This is a genomic window from Streptomyces sp. NPDC049837, from assembly GCF_040674455.1.
In the GTDB taxonomy this organism is placed as follows: Bacteria; Actinomycetota; Actinomycetes; order Streptomycetales; family Streptomycetaceae; genus Streptomyces.
In genome coordinates this window covers 215,792-235,616 of sequence record NZ_JBFAMP010000012.1, presented here as the reverse complement: position 1 = coordinate 235,616, position 19,825 = coordinate 215,792, and the positions used below count along the sequence as shown (strand labels likewise).

The 19,825-nt window shown below is 71.1% G+C and carries 16 protein-coding genes; 8 read left to right on the top strand and 8 right to left on the bottom strand.

Going from position 1 to position 19,825, the window contains the following annotated elements; genetic code table 11:
• Positions 1 to 167 precede the first annotated feature (167 nt).
• From AB0J57_RS28950 to AB0J57_RS28930, 5 genes are read right to left on the bottom strand one after another with little or no spacing between them, the layout of a single operon-like run.
• Positions 168 to 1,478: a DUF58 domain-containing protein gene (locus AB0J57_RS28950; protein ID WP_366131274.1), complete on the bottom strand. Its 1,311-nt coding sequence runs from the start codon at positions 1,476 to 1,478 to the stop codon at positions 168 to 170.
• 11 nt (positions 1,479 to 1,489) lie between these two features.
• Positions 1,490 to 2,473 (bottom strand): MoxR family ATPase, encoded by a 984-nt coding sequence (locus tag AB0J57_RS28945; protein WP_366131273.1) that lies wholly within the window; start codon positions 2,471 to 2,473, stop codon positions 1,490 to 1,492.
• On the bottom strand, positions 2,470 to 3,690 hold the full coding sequence (locus AB0J57_RS28940; protein ID WP_366131272.1) for a DUF4350 domain-containing protein: 1,221 nt from the start codon (positions 3,688 to 3,690) through the stop codon (positions 2,470 to 2,472). The genes AB0J57_RS28945 and AB0J57_RS28940 overlap by 4 nt, the downstream gene beginning before the upstream one ends.
• Positions 3,687 to 4,376, bottom strand: coding sequence for a DUF4129 domain-containing protein (locus tag AB0J57_RS28935; protein ID WP_366131271.1), 690 nt, complete (start codon positions 4,374 to 4,376; stop codon positions 3,687 to 3,689). The genes AB0J57_RS28940 and AB0J57_RS28935 overlap by 4 nt, the downstream gene beginning before the upstream one ends.
• A 4-nt stretch (positions 4,377 to 4,380) precedes the next feature.
• Entirely contained in the window at positions 4,381 to 5,625 is a 1,245-nt protein-coding gene (locus AB0J57_RS28930) for a hypothetical protein (protein WP_366131270.1), read from the bottom strand.
• Positions 5,626 to 5,807: 182 nt separating this feature from the next.
• Here AB0J57_RS28930 and mtnA point away from each other — a divergent pair, with 182 nt between their 5' ends.
• The 7 genes from mtnA to AB0J57_RS28895 all read left to right on the top strand — a co-directional run bounded on the left by mtnA (position 5,808) and on the right by AB0J57_RS28895 (position 14,322).
• The gene (gene mtnA / locus AB0J57_RS28925) at positions 5,808 to 6,965 is read left to right on the top strand and encodes an S-methyl-5-thioribose-1-phosphate isomerase (protein ID WP_366131269.1); all 1,158 of its coding nucleotides are present in this window, start codon (positions 5,808 to 5,810) and stop codon (positions 6,963 to 6,965) included.
• Between the two features lie 4 nt (positions 6,966 to 6,969).
• Positions 6,970 to 7,659: a two-component system response regulator MtrA gene (mtrA, locus tag AB0J57_RS28920; protein ID WP_187740742.1), complete on the top strand. Its 690-nt coding sequence runs from the start codon at positions 6,970 to 6,972 to the stop codon at positions 7,657 to 7,659.
• A 1-nt stretch (position 7,660) separates the two neighbouring features.
• Positions 7,661 to 9,667, top strand: a complete 2,007-nt coding sequence (gene mtrB / locus AB0J57_RS28915) for an MtrAB system histidine kinase MtrB (RefSeq protein WP_366131268.1) — start codon at positions 7,661 to 7,663, stop codon at positions 9,665 to 9,667.
• Positions 9,657 to 11,513: an LpqB family beta-propeller domain-containing protein gene (locus AB0J57_RS28910; protein ID WP_366131267.1), complete on the top strand. Its 1,857-nt coding sequence runs from the start codon at positions 9,657 to 9,659 to the stop codon at positions 11,511 to 11,513. The genes mtrB and AB0J57_RS28910 overlap by 11 nt, the downstream gene beginning before the upstream one ends.
• A gap of 96 nt (positions 11,514 to 11,609) precedes the next feature.
• Positions 11,610 to 12,338 (top strand): ComF family protein, encoded by a 729-nt coding sequence (locus AB0J57_RS28905; RefSeq protein ID WP_366131266.1) that lies wholly within the window; start codon positions 11,610 to 11,612, stop codon positions 12,336 to 12,338.
• A gap of 282 nt (positions 12,339 to 12,620) precedes the next feature.
• Complete coding sequence (gene raiA, locus AB0J57_RS28900) at positions 12,621 to 13,358, top strand: ribosome-associated translation inhibitor RaiA (protein WP_185923695.1); 738 nt, start codon at positions 12,621 to 12,623, stop codon at positions 13,356 to 13,358.
• A 190-nt stretch (positions 13,359 to 13,548) separates the two neighbouring features.
• The gene (locus tag AB0J57_RS28895; protein ID WP_366131265.1) at positions 13,549 to 14,322 is read left to right on the top strand and encodes a response regulator transcription factor; all 774 of its coding nucleotides are present in this window, start codon (positions 13,549 to 13,551) and stop codon (positions 14,320 to 14,322) included.
• On the opposite strand, the gene AB0J57_RS28890 is transcribed toward AB0J57_RS28895, so the two are convergent.
• Complete coding sequence (locus AB0J57_RS28890) at positions 14,315 to 15,487, bottom strand: crosslink repair DNA glycosylase YcaQ family protein (RefSeq protein WP_366131264.1); 1,173 nt, start codon at positions 15,485 to 15,487, stop codon at positions 14,315 to 14,317. The genes AB0J57_RS28895 and AB0J57_RS28890 overlap by 8 nt on opposite strands.
• A 30-nt stretch (positions 15,488 to 15,517) precedes the next feature.
• Positions 15,518 to 16,096, bottom strand: a complete 579-nt coding sequence (locus AB0J57_RS28885) for a GNAT family N-acetyltransferase (protein WP_366131263.1) — start codon at positions 16,094 to 16,096, stop codon at positions 15,518 to 15,520.
• A gap of 253 nt (positions 16,097 to 16,349) precedes the next feature.
• Between AB0J57_RS28885 and secA the strand changes: the two genes are divergently transcribed.
• Positions 16,350 to 19,172, top strand: coding sequence for a preprotein translocase subunit SecA (gene secA, locus AB0J57_RS28880; protein WP_366131262.1), 2,823 nt, complete (start codon positions 16,350 to 16,352; stop codon positions 19,170 to 19,172).
• 98 nt (positions 19,173 to 19,270) lie between these two features.
• Here the strand turns inward: secA and AB0J57_RS28875 are convergent, their stop codons facing one another.
• Positions 19,271 to 19,732: an Rv3235 family protein gene (locus AB0J57_RS28875; protein WP_366131261.1), complete on the bottom strand. Its 462-nt coding sequence runs from the start codon at positions 19,730 to 19,732 to the stop codon at positions 19,271 to 19,273.
• Between the last annotated feature and the right edge of the window lie 93 nt (positions 19,733 to 19,825).

Sequence of the window (19,825 nt, the reverse complement as noted above, 5' to 3'; positions counted from 1 at the left end):
GTACTGCAGGGGGGACCCTGTGGGAGAGTAGGACGCCGCCGAACAATTATTGTGGGGAAGCCCCGCACCTTATGGTGCGGGGCTTTTCTGCGTTCCAGGGCAGGCACCGGGCCTTTCTCCGGGATCTGTCCGTCCTGGTATTCAGCTCAGCTCAGATCAGCTCAGCGTCAGAGGCGTCCCGCTGCCTTCAAGGCGAGGTAGGCATCGGCAAGGGCCGGTGCGAGATTGTCGGGGGTCGCGTCCACGACCGTGACGCCGTGGCGCTGGAGCTGTTCCGCCGTGCGGTGGCGCTGGGCCTGGGTCTGTGTGCCGGCCGCAGCTTCATAAACCGCTTCGACGCTGCCGCGTGCCTTCGTCATCGTTTCCGTGTGAGGGTCCGAGACAGAGGCGACGAGAACCGTGTGCCGCTTGGTGAGCTGAGGAAGGACCGGGAGGAGGCCTTCCTCGATGGGTGCGGCTTCCAGGCTGGTGAGAAGGACGATGAGCGAGCGGCGCGGGGCGTTGGTGAGGGCGGCCGAGCTGAGGCCGTGGGCGTCGGTTTCGACGAGCTCGGGTTCGAGCGGGGCGAGGGCGTTCACGACGGCCGGGAGGATGTCGTTGGCGGAGCGGCCCTGGACGCGGGCGCGGACGCGGCGGTCGTAGGCCAGGAGGTCGACTCGGTCACCGGCTCGTGAGGCGAGCGCGGTGAGGAGGAGTGCGGCGTCCATGGACGCGTCCAGGCGCGGCACGTTGCCGACGCGGCCGGCCGAGGTGCGGCCGGTGTCGAGGACAATCAGGATGTGGCGGTCCCGTTCGGGGCGCCAGGTGCGTACGGCGACGGTGGTGTGGCGGGCCGTTGCGCGCCAGTCGATGGAGCGGGTGTCGTCGCCGGGGACGTACTCACGGAGGCTGTCGAACTCGGTGCCCTGGCCTCGGATGAGGACGCTGGTGCGGCCGTCGAGCTCACGGAGTCGGGCCAGCCGGGACGGAAGATGCTTGCGGCTGGTGAAGGGCGGCAGGACGCGTACCGTCCAGGGGACCTTGTGGTTGCCCTGACGGGCGGCGAGGCCGAGTGGCCCGTAGGAGCGGACCGTGACGCGTTCGGACTGACGGTCGCCGCGGCGCGTGGGCCGGAGGACCGTGGTGAGGCGTCGGCGTTCGCCGGCGGGGATCGTCAACGTGTGCCGGGACGCGGCCTGCTCGGCGCCGGGGAGCCAACTGCTGGGCGGCCAGGCGTCGCGGAGGTGGGCGCGCAGGCGGCGCCGGGACGGGTTGGTGACGGTGAGGTGGACTTCGGCGGCATCACCGAGTCGAACGCTTGTGTCACCACTTCGGGTGAACCGGAGCGTTCGCACTGGCGCGGCGAGAGCGTAGTCGCACAGAATTGCGAGTGAGAGGGGCGCGTTGACCGCGAGCATCCCCGTCCAGCTTGGGGCGAGGATGCCGACGGGGAGCGAGCCGATGGCGGCGAGGAGCGCGGTTCGTCCGGTGAGGGCCACGGGTCACTGCCTCATCGGGGAACGGGGACGTGGGCGAGGATCGCCGTGATGACGGAGTCGGAGGTGACTCCTTCCATCTCGGCCTCGGGGCGCAGTTGGATGCGGTGGCGCAGGGTTGGCAGGGCCAGGGCCTTCACGTCGTCCGGGATGACGTAGTCGCGGCCGGTGAGCCAGGCCCAGGCGCGGGCGGTGGAGAGCAGGGCGGTGGCGCCTCGCGGGGAGACGCCGAGAGTGAGCGAGGGGGATTCACGAGTGGCACGGCAGATATCGACGACGTAGCCGGCGATCTCGGGGGAGACGGAGGTCTTGGCGACGGCGGCCCGAGCGGCTTCCAGGTCGGCGGGACCGGCGACGGGGCGTACGCCGGCGGCATGCAGGTCGCGCGGGTTGAAGCCCTCGGCATGCCGGGTCAGTACGTTGATCTCGTCCTGGCGTGAAGGCAGAGGGACCGTCAGCTTCAGCAGGAAGCGGTCCAGTTGGGCTTCGGGGAGCGGGTAGGTGCCCTCGTACTCGACCGGGTTCTGGGTGGCGGCGACCAGGAAGGGCTCGGGGAGCGGGCGGGGAGTGCCGTCGACCGTGACCTGGCGCTCCTCCATCGCTTCCAGGAGCGATGACTGCGTCTTGGGCGGTGTGCGGTTGATTTCGTCGGCGAGCAGGAGGTTGGTGAAGACCGGGCCGGGCTGGAAGGAGAATTCGGCGGTGCGGGCGTCGTAGACCAGGGAGCCCGTTACGTCGCTCGGCATCAGGTCGGGGGTGAACTGGACGCGCTTGGTGTCCAGTTCGAGAGATGCGGCGAGCGCGCGTACGAGCAGCGTCTTGGCGACACCGGGCACTCCCTCGAGGAGGACGTGGCCTCGGCAGAGCAGGGCGACGACGAGTCCGGTGACAGCGGGGTCCTGCCCGACCACGGCCTTCGCGATCTCGGTGCGCAGCGCTTCCAGGGAGGAGCGGGCGCTGTCCGAGTTCTCAGCGGTCTCGGGGGTCGGGGCACTCATGAGGTGCGTACCTCTCTTTCGAGGGCGTCGAGTTGGTCTGCGAGAAGGATGAGCGCGGCGTCGTCGGTGGGGGCCGGGCCGAAGAGGAGGGTCTGGAGGTCTCTGTCCCCGGCGGCGAGCCGGGCCGATACGGCGGGGAGCAGGGAGTCGGGGGAGTGGGCTTCCGTGGCGGGGACGCCCAGGAGGGGAGCGAGCCGGGTGCGGGTGGCGGTACGCAGGACGGTGGCCGCGCGGTCGCGGGCGTTCGCTCGGCGGTAGAGGCGGGCGCGGCCCTCGGTGGATTCGGAGGCGCGGATGGTGACGGGGAGCTGTTCGGTGACGAGGGGACCGAGGCGGCGGGCGCGCCAGATGGCGGCGAGCACGGCGGCGAGGGCGAGTTGGAGGGTGCCCCACAGCCAGCCGGAGGGGATCAGGTCGAGGAAGCCGCGTTCGCCGGCGTCTTCTTCACGGACGTCACTGTCACCGCTGCCATCGGCGGCGGAGGGATCGCTGAGCGAAGGGAGGTACCAGACGAGATGAGGCCGGGAGCCGAGGAGTTGGAGGGCGAGCGAGGCGTTGCCCTGCTTGTCCAGACGTTCGTTGTAGAGGATGTCGGGGGCGCCCAGGAGGACGGTGTCGCTGCTTGCGGGGCCGTTGATCCGCAGAAGAGTGGGCATGCCGTCGCTCGGGTAGCAGGCGTCGCTGCCGGGGAGGCCGGTCGTGTAGCGCTCGCCGCCGAGGTCGGCGTCGCCCGCGCGCTCGGCGGCGGGCAGGGAGCACTGGGGGGAGAGTACCGAGACCGGGGCGGAGGAGGCCGTGTTCACTCCGGGCGCCAGGGTGCCGACGGAGGGCGTGCCGGCGGAGATGAGCACCGTGCGGCCGCCTGCGGTGTCCATGTCGCTGCGCAGAATGCTCTGCTGGTGGTCCGTCAGCAGGTCTGGGGTGGTGACGAGGAGTGTGGTGTCGGGTCCGGTCGCGCTGGTGGCTTCGTCGAGGGTGGTGACGACCCGGGTGGTGACACCGCGCTGTTCGAGGAGTTCGGCGATGGCGCGACTGCCGGTGGGGTCGGCGGAGCGGGGGTCGAGTTGGCCGTGCTGGGCATCCGAACGCAAGAGGGCCATGACGATGCCCGCGACGATGAGGATGGCCAGGGCGAGCAGGAGCCCTCTGGTGCGTGCCCAGACCTGATGGGGGGTGAGGGACGTCGAGGTGGAGGCGGGGGTGGAGGTGGCGGTCATCCGGCCGCTCCCCGGGTGGCGTCGCTCAGTTGGGGCTTGGCCCGTTCCAGGGCGGTGTCCAGGTTCTTGAGGCGCTGGTACGTGCGCTGGTCGGCGGAGCGGCCACCGTATGTGACGTCGTCGAAGGCGCGGGCGGCGGCCCGGAGCTCGTCCGCGTGGGCGGGGAGGGGACGGCCGGCATCGGCGGCGGCCTCGTCGGCGGTGCGGCCGGGGCGTGGGTCGAGGATGGTGCGTTCTTCCAGGGAGCGCACGATGGCTCGCATCCGTTCCTGGACGGCCTGGTTCCAGCGGCCGGCGGCGGCGTGCTCTTCGGCGGCGGTGCGGTGTTGGGCGGCGCTGCGGGTGCGGTCGTCGAAGAGGGAGTCCGAGGTGGCGGGGGTGCGCTGCGGGGTGCCGAGCCGCCACCACAGGGCGCCGAGGAGGGCCAGGACGACGAGGGCGATCGCCACGAGTCCGAGTGGGCCTCCGGGGGTGGCTCCCGACGCGGAGTCGAAGAGCCCGCCGACCCAGTCCCAGAACCTGTCGAGCGCGCGCTGGAGCAGGTTCGGGTCGTTCTCGTGGTACATGGGCTTGGACAGTTCCCGCTCCGCCGCCTCGCGGGCGGGGACGCGGGGGGTGTCCAGCGGTACGTCGTCGTTCGCGTGGACCATGGGCCACGCCGTCGTCAGGCCCCCCGTGATGGGCACCGCATCAGCTCCTGGGGGTGGTGTCGCCGGGCGAGGGGGAGCCGTATCCGGGTACGCCGGCAGCTCGGGCCAGGTCCAGGTCGAGGGCCTCCCGCCGGATGCGCTGGTCGATGTAGAGCAGGACGGAGACTCCCGAGGAGATCGGGTAGGTGATCGAGGCGGCGATGACCGCTCCCACGCCGGTGATGATCAGGAAGGGCCAGCCGAACTCCGGGGCCGTGCCGGTGAGCAGGCCGCCGAGGCCGTTTCCGTCGACCGCGAACGCGATCAGGGTGAACGGAATGGCGATGATCATCGAGATGAGGAACATCAGCAGCATGGTGAGCGCCAGGATGCCGAAGATCCGCCACCAGGTGCCCTGGACAAGCTTGGCCGAGCGCCGCAGGGACGCCATCACGCCCTGCCGTTCCAGCATCAGTGCCGCGTAGGAAAGGCTGAACCGGACGAGCAGCCAGAGGATGACCACGGCGGCGGCGATGCCGCCCACGGCGGCCAGCATCGCGCCTTCGGGGCCGCCGAGGAGCAGCCCGGGCAGCAGGCCGACGGTCATGATGGCGGCGCTCAGCAGCGGCAGCAGCAGGGTGAGGGCGAAGAGCTGGGGGAGCCGGGGGCGGGCCTCGCGCCAGGCGTCGGAGAGCGTCACAGGGCGGCCCAGCACGGCACGGCTGATCACCATGGTCAGCAGGGCGGTGGTGATGGAGGTGCCGATGAGGGTGATGACCATCGTGGGGCCGAGGGAGATCATGCTCGCCTTGAGCGACTCGACCGACTGGTCCAGGGCCTCCTGCGGGGTGGGGTCCGCGCTGAGCCGCGGGGGAGCCGGCACCAGGTAGCGCTGGAGGAGGATGTCGGCGATCTGCGTGACGACGGAGACCGTGAGCGTGATGCCGAGCACCGTGCGCCAGTGGGCGCGCAGTGTGGAGACCGCGCCGTCGAGGATCTCGCCGACGCCGAGCGGGCGCAGGGGGATCACGCCGGGCTTGGCGGCCGGCGGCCTGCCCCAGCCGCCCTGGTGGTGACCGCCCGGGTACGGACCGCCGCCCCAGCCGGGTGCGGGCGCGTGGGGCGGAACGGGGCCGGGCTGGCCGGGCGCCGTGGGCGGGGACCACTGGCCGGCGGGCGGCTGGTCCTTGGACCACTTGGAGGTCGCGCCGGGCGCGTCGGAGGGCTCGGCCGGCCGTGGGACGTCGGCGCCCTGGCCGTCGGAGGGCGAGGATCCGGGCGAGGCCCAGCCCGGAGTGTCGTTCACGGTCGTCCACCTCGTGAATTCGTCGCGGTGCCGGCTCGTCGAGCCGGCTCGGTCACGGTGCCGGGCCGCTTGGTGGGGCGGCAGGTTGGCAGCCATGGTGCCACGCGCCGTCCGCGGGCGGGCCTGGGGTCGGATCTCCTCGGCACCTTCATTGTCCGTGGTTCAGCGGGCAGACTGGGCGGATGGCTGATCAGTACGCACAAACCCCTGGCGTCGCCGAACCGCCCACGCTGCCCTCACTGCGCTGGGAGGAGCCGCCTGAAGGGCCCGTGGTGGTGCTCCTCGACCAGACGCGGCTGCCCGCCGAGGAGGTCGAGCTGGTCTGCACGGATGTGCCGGCGCTGGTCCGGGCGATCCAGACACTCGCCGTGCGGGGCGCGCCGCTGCTCGGCATCGCCGGTGCCTACGGCGTGGCGCTGGCCGCCGTGCGGGGCTACGACGTGGAGGAGGCGGCCGCGCTGCTGGCGGGGGCGCGGCCCACCGCAGTGAACCTCGGGTACGGGGTGCGGCGGGCGGCCGGCGCGTACCGGGTGGCGCTCGAGAAGGGCGAGGACCGGGAGCGGGCCGCCCGGGCGGCGCTGGCGGAGGCCAGGGACCTGCACCGGGAGGACGCAGAGGCGAGCGCGCTGATGGCGGGGCACGGGCTGGCGCTGCTGGACGAGCTGATGCCGGGCGGCGGTCACCGGATCCTGACCCACTGCAACACCGGGGCGCTGGTCTCGGGCGGGGAGGGGACCGCGTTCGCCGTGGCGCTGGAGGCGCACCGGACGGGCAGGCTGCGGCGGCTGTGGGTGGACGAGACGCGGCCGCTGTTGCAGGGGGCGCGGCTGACGGCGTACGAGGCGGCCCGTAACGGCATGCCGTACACGCTGCTCACGGACAACGCGGCGGGCTCGCTGTTCGCGGCGGGGGAGGTGGACGCGGTGCTGATCGGGGCGGACCGGATCGCCGCCGACGGTTCGGTGGCGAACAAGATCGGGAGCTATCCGCTGGCCGTGCTGGCCAGGTACCACCATGTGCCGTTCATCGTGGTGGCGCCGGTCACGACGATCGATCCGCACACGCCGGACGGGGCGTCCATAGAGGTGGAGCAGCGGGCCGGACAGGAGGTCACGGAGCTCACCGCGCCGCCGCAGGTGGCGGCCGGTGGAGCGGGAGCCGGAGCGGTCGGCGGGCTGCCGGTGGCGCCGCTGGGGACGCAGGCGTACAACCCCGCGTTCGATGTCACACCGCCGGAACTGGTGACGGCGATCGTCACCGAGCTGGGGGTGGTGTCCCCGGTCACCGGGGGCGGAATTGCCGAGCTGTGTGCCAGGTCACGCCAGGTAACGATTAGCTAATGGGATGATGTCGATTATGAAGGGACGCGTCCTTGTCGTCGACGACGACACCGCACTGGCCGAGATGCTCGGGATTGTGCTGCGTGGTGAGGGTTTCGAGCCGTCGTTCGTAGCGGACGGCGACAAGGCACTTGCCGCTTTCCGGGAGGCCAAGCCGGACCTGGTGCTGCTGGACCTCATGCTGCCCGGTAGGGATGGCATCGAGGTGTGCCGGCTGATCCGCGCCGAGTCCGGAGTGCCGATCGTGATGCTCACCGCCAAGAGCGACACTGTCGACGTGGTGGTCGGGCTGGAGTCCGGGGCCGACGACTACATCGTCAAGCCGTTCAAGCCGAAGGAGCTGGTCGCCCGGATCCGGGCGCGGCTGCGGAGGTCGGAGGAGCCCGCGCCGGAACAGCTCACCATCGGTGACCTGGTCATCGATGTGGCGGGCCACTCCGTGAAGCGGGACGGGCAGTCGATCGCGCTGACTCCGCTGGAGTTCGACCTGCTGGTCGCGCTGGCCCGCAAGCCGTGGCAGGTGTTCACCCGTGAGGTGCTGCTGGAGCAGGTGTGGGGTTACCGCCACGCCGCGGACACGCGGCTGGTGAACGTCCATGTGCAGCGGCTGCGCTCCAAGGTCGAGAAGGACCCGGAGCGGCCGGAGATCGTCGTGACCGTCCGTGGTGTCGGTTACAAGGCCGGACCGAGCTGACATGTCCCGCGGCAGTGCTGCTCCGAAGCCCGGGAACCCGGGAGTCCGTGCGGGGCGGGCTGCCGGGCCGGGGCGTCAGCCATGGCGGCCGGGCCGTCTGCTCCAGGACGGGGCGCCGGGTGGTCCGGTGCTCCGGCTCCTGGTGCGGCTGCTGCGCCGTCCGCTGTTGCCGGCCGTGCGGCTGTGGCGGCGGAACATCCAGTTGCGGGTGGTCGTCGGCACGCTGCTGATGTCGCTCGGGGTGGTGCTGCTGCTCGGGTTCGTGGTCATCGGGCAGATGCGCAACGGTCTGCTGGACGCCAAGGAGCGGGCGGCGCAGAGCCAGGCGTCGGGCGGGTTCTCGGCGGCCCAGACGCAGGCGGACGAGCACCAGGGCGCCGGTGGGCCGGACGGTGGGACCGCGGGGGCGTCGCTGAACTGGCGGTCCGATCTGGTCGTGCAGCTCGCGAGCGGCGGCCAGGGCGCGTTCAACGTGGTGGCTCTCAGCTCCGACACGGAGGGCACGGCGCCGAGCCGTGGTGCGCGGGCTTCGGGCGGTGTGGAGCCGGCGCGGAGCATTCCGGTGAAGCTGCGGGAGTCGGTGGCGCGTGAGCCGGGGACGTTCCAGACGTACACCCGGATCAACTATTCGGACGGCAAGCCGTCGGAGGCCGGGCTGGTCATCGGCAAACGCCTCAATGACATCGACGGCAATTCGTACGAGCTGTACTACCTCTTCCCGCTGACGCAAGAGGAGGACTCGCTCGCCCTGGTCAAGACGACACTGGCGACGGCCGGGCTGTTCGTGGTGGTGCTGCTGGGCGCGATCGCGTGGCTGGTGGTGCGGCAGGTCGTGACGCCGGTACGGATGGCGGCCGGGATCGCCGAGCGGCTGTCGGCGGGCCGGTTGCAGGAGCGGATGAAGGTCACCGGTGAGGACGACATCGCCCGGCTCGGCGAGGCCTTCAACAAGATGGCGCAGAACCTCCAGCTCAAGATCCAGCAACTGGAGGAGCTGTCGCGGATGCAGCGGCGGTTCGTCTCGGACGTCTCGCACGAGCTGCGTACGCCGCTGACCACGGTGCGGATGGCGGCCGATGTCATTCATGAGGCGCGGGAGGACTTCGACCCGGTGACGGCCCGTTCCGCGGAGCTCCTGGGCGACCAGTTGGACCGGTTCGAGTCGCTGCTGTCTGACCTGCTGGAGATCAGCCGCTTCGACGCGGGCGCGGCGGCGCTGGAGGCGGAGCCGATAGACCTGCGTGAGGTCGTCCGCAGGGTGATCGGCGGCGCCGAGCCGCTGGCCGAGCGCAAGGGCGGCCGGATCCTCGTGGTGGGTGACGAGCAGCCGGTGGTCGCGGAGGCCGATGCGCGCCGCGTCGAGCGGGTGCTGCGGAACCTGGTCGTCAACGCGGTGGAGCACGGTGAGGGCCGGGACGTGGTGGTGCGCATGGCCGCCGCGGGCGGTGCGGTCGCCGTCGCGGTGCGCGACTACGGCGTCGGACTCAAGCCGGGCGAGGCGACGCGGGTGTTCAACCGCTTCTGGCGGGCGGACCCGGCACGCGCGCGTACCACCGGTGGTACGGGGCTGGGGCTGTCGATCGCGGTGGAGGACGCCCGGCTGCACGGTGGCTGGCTCCAGGCGTGGGGGGAGCCGGGCGGCGGTTCGCAGTTCCGGCTGACGCTGCCGCGTACGGCGGACGAGCCGCTGCGCGGTTCGCCGATACCCCTGGAGCCGGAGGACTCGCGGCGCAACCGGGAGCGGGCGGCCGCCGAGGAGGCGTCGCAGGGCGCGGGCCGGCTGCCGACGGTGCCGGGGCAGGCCGCGGGATCGGCCCGTCCGGGGCTGCCCGGTCCGGCGCGTACGTCGCTGCCGCCCCGGCAGGCGGCGCAGGTGGCCGCCGATCCGACGGCCCTGCCCGGCAACGGGTCCCGGGTCGTGGCGCGCGGAGCCGGGGAGCGGGCGGGCGAGGACGCCTCGTCCACGGGGCAGGAAGTGAAGCGGGAGGGTACGACTCGTGGGCGCTGAGCGTCGTCGCGGCCGTGGACCGGCGGTGCGCGCAGCCGCGCTGCTCGGATGCGGTGTGCTGCTGGCCGGGTGCGGTTCGATGCCGGACAGCGGGGACGTCTCCCCGGTGAGGGCGTCCAACCCCGGGGACTCGCAGGTGCGGGTGTATCCGGTGTCGCCACGGGAGAACGCGGAGCCGGACGAGATCGTCAACGGGTTCCTGGAGGCGATGACCGGTGACGACCCCGGGTTCGCGACGGCCAGGACGTACCTGACCAAGAAGGCGGCGGGGGAGTGGAAGCCCGAGGAGAGCACCACGGTGCTCATGGCCGCCCCGGTCAGCAGGCGGGAGCGGAGCGGTATCCGTGAGGCGCAGGAACGCCTCGTCTACTCCCTGCACGGTGAGCAGATCGCGACGGTGGACAGCCGTCACGCCTACCAGCCGGTGGGCAGGGCCAAGTACGCGGGCGCGATCCAACTGGTGCAGGCGCCCGGCCCGGACGGCAAGGGCAAGGAGTGGCGTATCGACGACCTGCCTCCGGGGCTGTTGCTCGGAGAGTCGGACTTTCAGCGCAACTACCGTTCGGTGAACACGTACTACTTCGCCTCCGGCCGGCACTGGGTGGTGGCCGACCCGGTGTACATCCGGCAGCGGCAGGATCCTGTGACGCGGATGGACCCGGTGGCGCAGACGGTCAAGGCGCTGCTGGAGGGGCCGACGAACTGGCTGGACCCGGTGGTGGATTCCAGTTTCCCCACGGGTGTCGCCCTGAAGGACGGTGTCACGTCCCTGACGCCCGACGAACAGAACAAGCTGAAGGTGCCGCTCAATAAAAAGGCGGACAATATCGGGTACGGCACGTGCCGGCGGATGGCGGCTCAATTGCTGTTCACGGTTGGCGATTTGGCGTCCACCCGGGTGTCGCAGGTCGAGTTGCAGAGTGAGGACGGGCGCAGGCTGTGCCTGCTGGAGGAGAGCCAGAAGGAGAACTACCGGGCCGCTCCCTCCGGGGGCCTCCATGAGAACCCGTATTTCCTCGACGCGTCGGGGCGGCTGGCGAAGCTCGACGCCGGGGCGGAGAACGTGGGCAGCCCGTCGCCCGTGCAGGGGCCGTTCGGGAACGGGGCGGTGAGGGTGAGCAAGGTCGCCGTCGCCCGCGACGAGCGCCGGGCGGCCGCCGTCTCGGACGAGGACCGTCACCTGCGGGTGGCCTCCGTGGTCTCGGACGCGGACGTGGAGCTGCCGCAGCCGCTGGTGCGCAGCAACGGTCCCAGGCGGGAGGACCGGCTGTCCGCGCCCAGCTTCGACGGCCGGGGCGGCCTGTGGGTCGCCGACCGCGACCCGGCGAACCCGCGGCTGCTGTACGTGCCGGACGGCTCCGCGGAGCCCGTGCCGGTCACCGCTCCCTGGCTCGCCGACGGATGGCGGATCGAGGCGCTGCGGGTGTCCGAGGACGGGGTGCGCATGGCGCTGCTGCTGACCAAGGACGGCAAGACGACCCTGCACATCGGGCGGGTCGAGAGGCAGGGCTCCGACGCGAAGGAGACCGTCCAGGTCGTGGACCTCCAGGCCATCGCCCCCCGGATGGAGTCGGTGAGGTCGGTGTCGTGGGCGGGGCAGAGCCGGCTGGTCGTGCTGGGCAAGCTGGCCGGCGGGGTGCAGCAGGTGCGCTACATCCAGACGGACGGCTCCACATCGGCGGCCGCGATTCCGGGACTGAACCAGGTGAAGGTCGTCGCGGCGGCGAACGACGAGCGCTCCCCGCTGGTGGCGGCGTCCGCCGATGACGGCATCGTGCGGCTGCGGGCGGGCGCGAACTGGCAGCCGATGGTCGAAAAGGGTACGTCCCCCGTCTACCCGGGCTGACGCGACCGCGACCGGCGGGGTGGCCCGGGGCCGTGCGTGAGTGCGTGGGTTTTCCACAGGGGTGGATGCCCGGCCGGGCGGCTGGGACCGTGGGGTATGCGCTGGTGGTGGCCGGAGATCGTCGGGTTGGTGCTGCCGGTCGCCTGCGGGGGGTGCGGCCGGCCCCGTACGGCGCTGTGTGAGGCGTGCGCGGGTGCCCTGTGCGGCACGGGCGGGCGGCGGGTGCGGCCGGTGCCGGAGCCGGTGGGGCTGCCGGTGGTGTGTGCCGCGGCGCCGTACGCGGACGCGGTACGGGCGGTGCTGCTCGGGCACAAGGAGCGCGGGGCGCTGGGGCTGGCCCGGCCGCTGGGCGTCGCGCTGGCGGGGGCCGTGAGGGCCTCTGTGGCGGCTTCTGGGGGCTCGGGCGGCGGGCCGCTGCTCCTGGTGCCGGTGCCATCCGCGCGGCGCGTGGTGCGGGCGCGTGGCCACGACGCGGTGCGGCGGCTCGCACTGGCGGCGGCGGCCGAGCTGCGCCGTACGGGACGGGCCGCGCGCGTTCTGCCGGTACTGCGGCAGCGGCGGGCGGTGGCGGACCAGACCGGTCTGGGCGCGCGGGAGCGGCTGGCGAACCTGGCGGGCGCCCTGGAGGTGGCGGCCGGTGGGGGACGGTTGCTCGCGGCCGGCCGGCCCGTCCTGGTCGACGATCTCATGACCACCGGGGCTTCGCTGGTCGAGGCCGCACGGGCACTGCGTGCCGGTTCTGAGCCGCAATTCCCGGGATCCGTACAGGTGAGCGCCGCGGTTGTGGCCGCCCCGCCGATGTCGTTCGAAATAAACCGGAACTGACGGGGAACTTGCAACGTTGCAGGTACTGAGAGGGTAAAAACACCTGATCGGAGGTTCGTGCGGATAGCGGGTGCCGACATCCGTCCGAGCGAGCTATGTTCGGGTGTGAGGAATGGCGAAAGCCGCGCTTCACCGAATGCACTGCCGTGCTTCCGGCCAGTTTCCGGGGGACGGTCAGGACATCCAAGGTGGTGGGGTGGGGATCTTGCCGACGGGGGAGGAGGAGGTCGAGTCGCCAAGTCCGAGGCTCCGGTACTCACCGGGGTCTGGTGCAAGAGGGAGATGCTCGCCGGCCGGTGGGCCGGCAGGAGCGATCCGGGAACGGAGTTCTGCGTGGACATCGTCGTCAAAGGCCGCAAGACCGAGGTGCCCGAGCGGTTCCGCAAGCACGTGGCCGAGAAGCTGAAGCTGGAGAAGATCCAGAAGCTCGACGCCAAGGTGATCAGCCTCGACGTCGAGGTGTCCAAGGAACACAACCCGCGGCAGGCAGACCGGTCCGACCGCGTGGAAATCACCCTCCACTCCCGGGGGCCGGTGATCCGGGCGGAGGCGGCGGCAGGCGACCCCTACGCAGCCCTTGACCTCGCGACGGGCAAGCTCGAGGCGCGGCTGCGCAAGCAGCACGACAAGCGCCACACCCGCCGTGGCAACGGCCGTCTTTCGGCCGCGGAGGTCGCCGACGCCGTTCCGGGCGTGGCCCGCCTGAACGGGAACGGCGCCGTGGCGGTGGAGGAGCGCGAGTCCGTTCCCACGAAGCGGATGGGCTCGCTGGAAGTGCGGGGCGAAGGACCTCTGGTGGTCCGCGAGAAGACCCACACGGCCGCCCCGATGTCGCTCGACCAGGCTCTCTACGAGATGGAGCTCGTCGGGCACGACTTCTACCTGTTCGTCGACTCCGAGACCAAGCAGCCCAGCGTCGTCTACCGACGACACGCCTATGACTACGGCGTCATCCACCTGGAGAGCGACCCGCTGGCCGGCTCCGAGGCAGGCGGTGCGGGTGGCGCCCTCGGTGGCTGACGGCACCTGAAGCACCCGGTGGTGCCCCTGGAGCGCCGTGTGCGCCCCCAGGGGCACCACCGTGCGACCACAGGATCACCGCTTCGCCGTCCGGGCATGAAATCATGGCGGGGCACGCCAACCGATGCCCCCGGGGCCGAGGTTGGCGTACCGCACATGAACGTCAGGCAGGCCTGCAGGGGGAGGAACGATGGCGGACAGCTTCGGCCCGGTGCACCACCCGGGCGGCTCCGACGCCCCGGTGGGCGGAGCGGGGTGCGGGAGCGGCGCCGGCAGCGACACGGACGGCGGCGCGTCCCGCAAGGAGCCCATCAGGGTCCTGGTCGTGGACGACCACGCCCTCTTCCGTCGAGGCCTGGAGATCGTCCTCGCGCAGGAGGAGGACATCCAGGTGGTGGGCGAGGCGGGCGACGGCGCGGAAGCCGTCGACAAGGCCGCCGACCTGCTGCCGGACATCGTGCTGATGGACGTCCGCATGCCCAAGCGGGGCGGTATCGAGGCCTGCACCTCCATCAAGGAGGTGGCTCCCAGCGCCAAGATCATCATGCTGACGATCAGCGACGAGGAGGCCGACCTCTACGACGCGATCAAGGCGGGCGCGACCGGTTACCTCCTCAAGGAGATCTCCACCGACGAGGTCGCCACCGCCATCCGCGCGGTCGCGGACGGCCAGTCGCAGATCAGCCCGTCCATGGCGTCCAAGCTGCTCACCGAGTTCAAGTCGATGATCCAGCGCACCGACGAGCGCCGGCTCGTCCCGGCGCCCCGGCTGACCGACCGCGAGCTGGAGGTCCTGAAGCTGGTCGCCACGGGCATGAACAACCGGGACATCGCCAAGGAGTTGTTCATCTCCGAGAACACCGTGAAGAACCACGTGCGCAACATCCTGGAGAAGCTCCAACTGCACTCCAGGATGGAAGCGGTGGTCTACGCGATGCGAGAGAAGATCCTCGAGATCAGGTGAGCCGGGCCAGGGCCGAGACCAGCTCGGGGGCGAGCTCCGGGCGGTCGACGCGCTCGATCCGTACGGCGTCGCAGCCCACCCACTCGGCGGCCTCCCGCAGCGCCTCGGCCATCGGGGCCACGGCCTTGGGGGAGGCCAGCGACACCTGCTTGGCCACCAGGGTCGTCCCCTCGCGGGCGGGATCCACCCGGCCCACCAGTCGCCCGCCAGCGAGCAGCGGCATCGCGAAGTAGCCGTGTATCCGCTTCTGCTTGGGGACGTACGCCTCCAGGCGGTGGGTGAAGCCGAAGATCCGTTCCGTGCGCGCCCGCTCCCAGATCAGTGAGTCGAACGGCGACAGCAGGGTCGTACGGTGGCGGCCGCGAGGCACGCTCGCCAGCGCCTCCGGGTCCGCCCAGGCGGGCTTGTCCCAGCCCTGCACCCGCACCGGCACCAGCCCCGAGTCGGCGACCACCGCGTCGAACTGCTCACCCTTGAGCCGGTGGTAGTCGGCGATGTCCGCGCGCGTGCCCACGCCCAGCGCCTGTCCGGCCAGCCGCACCAGCCGGCGCAGACACTCGGTGTCGTCCAGCTCGTCGTGCAGCAGGTCGTCGGGGACGGCGCGCTCGGCCAGGTCGTACACCCGCTTCCAGCCGCGCCGCTCGGTGCACACCACCTCCCCGTACATCAGGGCCCGCTCGACGGCGACCTTCGACGCGGACCAGTCCCACCACTCGCCGCCGTTCTTCGCGCCGCCCAGCTCCGTGGCGGTCAGCGGGCCCTCGGCGCGCAACTGCTTGATCACCGCGTCGTAGGCGCCGTCCGGGAGGTCGTGGTGCCACTGCGGGCGCTTGCGGTAGGCGCGGCGGCGGAAGGCGAAGTGCGGCCACTCCTCGATGGGCAGGATGCACGCCGCGTGCGACCAGTACTCGAAGGCGTGCGTCTGGGTCCAGTACGCCGCGTCGACGGTCTTGCGGCCGACCGCGCCGAGCCGTGCGTACGGAATCAGCTCGTGGGAGCGGGCCAGCACCGAGATCGTGTCGAGCTGGACGGCGCCGAGCCGGCGCAGTACGCCGCGCACCCCGGCGCGGCGGTCCGGCGCCCCAAGGAAGCCCTGGGCGCGCAGCGCGATACGACGGGCCTCGTCGGCGGAGAGTTCGGCGGTCGGGCTCGGCATCGTGGTCATGCTCGGCACGATAGAGGGCGGCACTGACAGTCAGGCCGTCGGCCGGGACGGGGCCGGGAGGTAGGGCACGGTGCTCGGCAGGCCGAGGTCCGACGGGAGGAGCGAGCCGACCCACGCATCGCGGACGGTGCCCTTGTTCAGGAGGCCCGCGCGCTGGGTGCCCTCGATCGTGAAGCCGGCTTTTTCGGCGACGGCGCGCGATCCCGTGTTGCCGACCTCGGCGCGCCACAGCAGACGCCAGCACCCCGTCGTCGTGAGGGTCCACCTGGCCAGGGCCACGACGGCCTCCGTGGCGTAGCCGCTGCCGCGGTGCTCCTTGGCCGTCCAGAAGCCGATCTCCCACACGCCCGAGTGCCCGCGCACACCGACGGCGCCCACGAGCGTGCCGCCCTCACGGGTCAGGACCGCGAAATCGAAGTCGTAGCCGGTGCGCCAGCCGTCGGGCACGGTCCTGAGGAATTCCTCGGCGTGATGCCTCTCGTACGGGGAAGGGAGGGTCGTCCAGCGCTGGATATCGGGGTCCTGGCAGGCCGTGTACACGGCGTCCGCGTCCTCGACGGCGAACGGGCGCAGCAGCAGGCGGTCGGTGGTGAGGGTGACGGGGTCCATGGCGGGATTCTCGCGGGGCGCCGGCGGACGGGGCGAACACTTTTCGGGTTCAGCGGCACCTTCGGAGCGCCCCGCGCGTTCTCCTTGCGGGCGGCATGTCGGCGCGGCGGTCGGCCCAGGTGGGCGCGGACCTCCCGGCGCGGTGGCGTCCTCGCTTACGATGGCCGTTGCGGTGGGGCCCACCTGCCGTGCCCGTGCCAGTGTCCATGACAAGACCCAGTGCCAGGCCCGACCGGCAAGGAGACCAACCTCAGTGTCCGTCTTCAACAAGCTCATGCGTGCAGGCGAAGGCAAGATCCTGCGCAAACTGCACCGCATCGCGGACCAGGTCAACTCCATCGAAGAGGACTTCGTCAACCTCTCCGACGCCGAGTTGCGGGCGCTCACCGAGGAGTACAAGCAGCGGTACGCCGATGGTGAGAGCCTCGACGACCTGATGCCCGAGGCCTTCGCGACGGTCCGCGAGGCCGCCAAGCGCGTGCTCGGCCAGCGCCACTACGACGTCCAGCTCATGGGCGGCGCCGCGCTGCACCTCGGTTACGTGGCCGAGATGAAGACCGGTGAGGGCAAGACCCTCGTCGGCACGCTGCCCGCGTACCTGAACGCGCTGTCCGGCAAGGGCGTGCACCTGATCACGGTCAACGACTACCTGGCCGAGCGCGACTCCGAGATGATGGGCCGGGTTCACAAGTTCCTGGGCCTGTCGGTCGGCTGCATCCTCGCGAACATGTCGCCGTCGCAGCGCCGTGAGATGTACAACTGCGACATCACGTACGGCACGAACAACGAGTTCGGCTTCGACTACCTCCGCGACAACATGGCGTGGTCCAAGGACGAGCTCGTCCAGCGCGGCCACAACTTCGCCTGTGTCGACGAGGTCGACTCGATCCTGGTCGACGAGGCCCGTACGCCGCTGATCATCTCCGGCCCGGCCGACCAGGCCACCAAGTGGTACGGCGACTTCGCCAAGCTGGTCACCCGCCTCAAGAGGGGCGAGCCCGGGAACCCCCTCAAGGGCATCGAGGAGACCGGTGACTACGAGGTCGACGAGAAGAAGCGCACCGTCGGCATCCACGAGTCCGGCGTCGCCAAGGTCGAGGACTGGCTGGGCATCGACAACCTCTACGAGTCGGTGAACACCCCGCTCGTCGGGTACCTGAACAACGCCATCAAGGCCAAGGAACTGTTCAAGAAGGACAAGGACTACGTCGTCATCGACGGCGAAGTCATGATCGTCGACGAGCACACCGGCCGTATCCTCGCCGGCCGCCGCTACAACGAGGGCATGCACCAGGCGATCGAGGCGAAGGAAGGGGTGGACATCAAGGACGAGAACCAGACCCTCGCCACGATCACCCTCCAGAACTTCTTCCGCCTCTACGACAAGCTGTCCGGTATGACCGGTACGGCCATGACCGAGGCCGCCGAGTTCCACCAGATCTACAAGCTGGGCGTCGTCCCGATCCCGACGAACAAGCCGATGATCCGCAAGGACCAGTCGGACCTGATCTACCGCACCGAGGTCGCCAAGTTCGCCGCGGTCGTCGACGACATCGAGGAGAAGCACAAGAAGGGCCAGCCGATCCTCGTCGGTACGACGTCGGTCGAGAAGTCCGAGTACCTGTCGCAGCAGCTCTCCAAGCGCGGCATCCCGCACGAGGTGCTCAACGCCAAGCAGCACGACCGTGAGGCGCAGATCGTCGCCCAGGCGGGCCGCAAGGGCGCCGTCACCGTCGCCACCAACATGGCCGGCCGCGGTACCGACATCAAGCTCGGCGGCAACCCCGACGACCTCGCCGAGGCCGAGCTGCGCCAGCGCGGGCTCGACCCGGTCGAGCACGTGGAGGAGTGGGCCGCGGCCCTGCCCGCCGCGCTGGAGAAGGCCGAGCTCGCCGTCAAGGCCGAGTTCGAGGAGGTCAAGGCGCTCGGCGGGCTGTACGTGCTGGGCACCGAGCGGCACGAGTCGCGGCGTATCGACAACCAGCTCCGTGGTCGTTCCGGCCGTCAGGGCGACCCCGGCGAGTCCCGCTTCTACCTGTCGCTCGGTGACGACCTGATGCGGCTGTTCAAGGCGCAGATGGTCGAGCGCGTGATGTCGATGGCCAACGTTCCCGACGACGTGCCGATCGAGAACAAGATGGTCACGCGCGCGATCGCGTCCGCGCAGTCTCAGGTCGAGCAGCAGAACTTCGAGACGCGCAAGAACGTCCTGAAGTACGACGAGGTGCTCAACCGGCAGCGTGAGGTCATCTACGGCGAGCGCCGCCGCGTCCTGGAGGGCGAGGACCTGCACGAGCAGATCCGCCACTTCATGGACGACACCATCGACGCGTACATCGAGGCGGAGACCGTCGAAGGCTTCGCGGAGGAGTGGGACCTGGAGCGGCTGTGGGGCGCCTTCAAGCAGCTCTACCCGTGCAAGGTCACCATCGAGGAGCTGGAGGAGGCGGCCGGCGACCGGGCCGGCATCACCGCCGAGTTCATCGCGGAGTCCGTCAAGGAGGACATCCACGAGCAGTACGACGCGCGGGAGAAGCAGCTCGGCTCGGAGATCATGCGTGAGCTGGAGCGGCGCGTGGTGCTCTCGGTGCTGGACCGCAAGTGGCGCGAGCACCTCTACGAGATGGACTACCTCCAGGAGGGCATCGGCCTCCGCGCGATGGCGCAGAAGGACCCGCTGGTCGAGTACCAGCGTGAGGGCTTCGACATGTTCACCGCGATGATGGAGGGCATCAAGGAGGAGTCCGTCGGCTACCTGTTCAACCTGGAGGTCCAGGTCGAGCAGCAGGTCGAGGAGGTCCCGGTGCAGGACGCCGCCGCGAAGACGTCCCTGGCCAAGGAGGACGCCGTACCGGCGCAGGCGGGTGCCGGGCGGCCCGAGATCCGCGCCAAGGGCCTGGAGGCCCCGAAGCGGCCGGACCGGCTGCACTTCTCGGCGCCGAAGGTCGACGGCGAGGGCGACATCATCGAGGGCGACTTCGAGAACGGTGAGGGTGCCGCCCGGTCCGCGGCGGACGGCATGACGCGTGCGGAGCGGCGCAAGGCCCAGAAGGGCGGGCGTCGCCGCAAGAAGTAGCCCTGCGGTTCAAGGGCTGTTTTCGGGGCCGGGTGCGCGACGGGTGTCGCGTGCCCGGCCCCGTTTCCGTCCCGTCAGTGGCGCCGTCAGTGGCGCCGTCAGTGGCGCTCGCCGCCGAGTTCGATGGCGGCGCAGCGCCACTTGCGGTCGGGGCCCTGCTCCAGGCGGAACGCCATCGCGCGGACCTGCTCGCCCGCCGCGACGCTCGCGTACGCCTCGACCACGCCCGGGCGCAGCGGGAAGCCGCCGCAGCGGCGGATGACGGGGCGCGCGCCACGGGCCCGGAGGGGGGTGGTGGGCGCGAGCCTGACCAACTGGTCGTATGCCTCCCCGACGGTCTGGCCGAGCATCCAGTGGACGGGGCGCTCACCGCTGAGGACGGCGAGCAGCCGCTCGGCGAAGAGGATGTGGGGCGGGAGCGGCCGGCTGCCGGGAGTGGTGGTACGTGTCCCGGGATCACCGGCGGCCGGGCGGGGTGAGCCGGGGCGGACCGTGCCGGGGCCGCGCTGATTCCGGCGGCGGGCCGGGCCGGACGTCGTCCTGGTTGCGGTGGTGCTCATGATCGCCCCCGTGCGTGGGGCCCGGTTCTCTACCGGGCGGTAACTTTGCGGTGGTGATCTTTTACGGGGGCGGGGAGGGTGGCCGCAATCGGT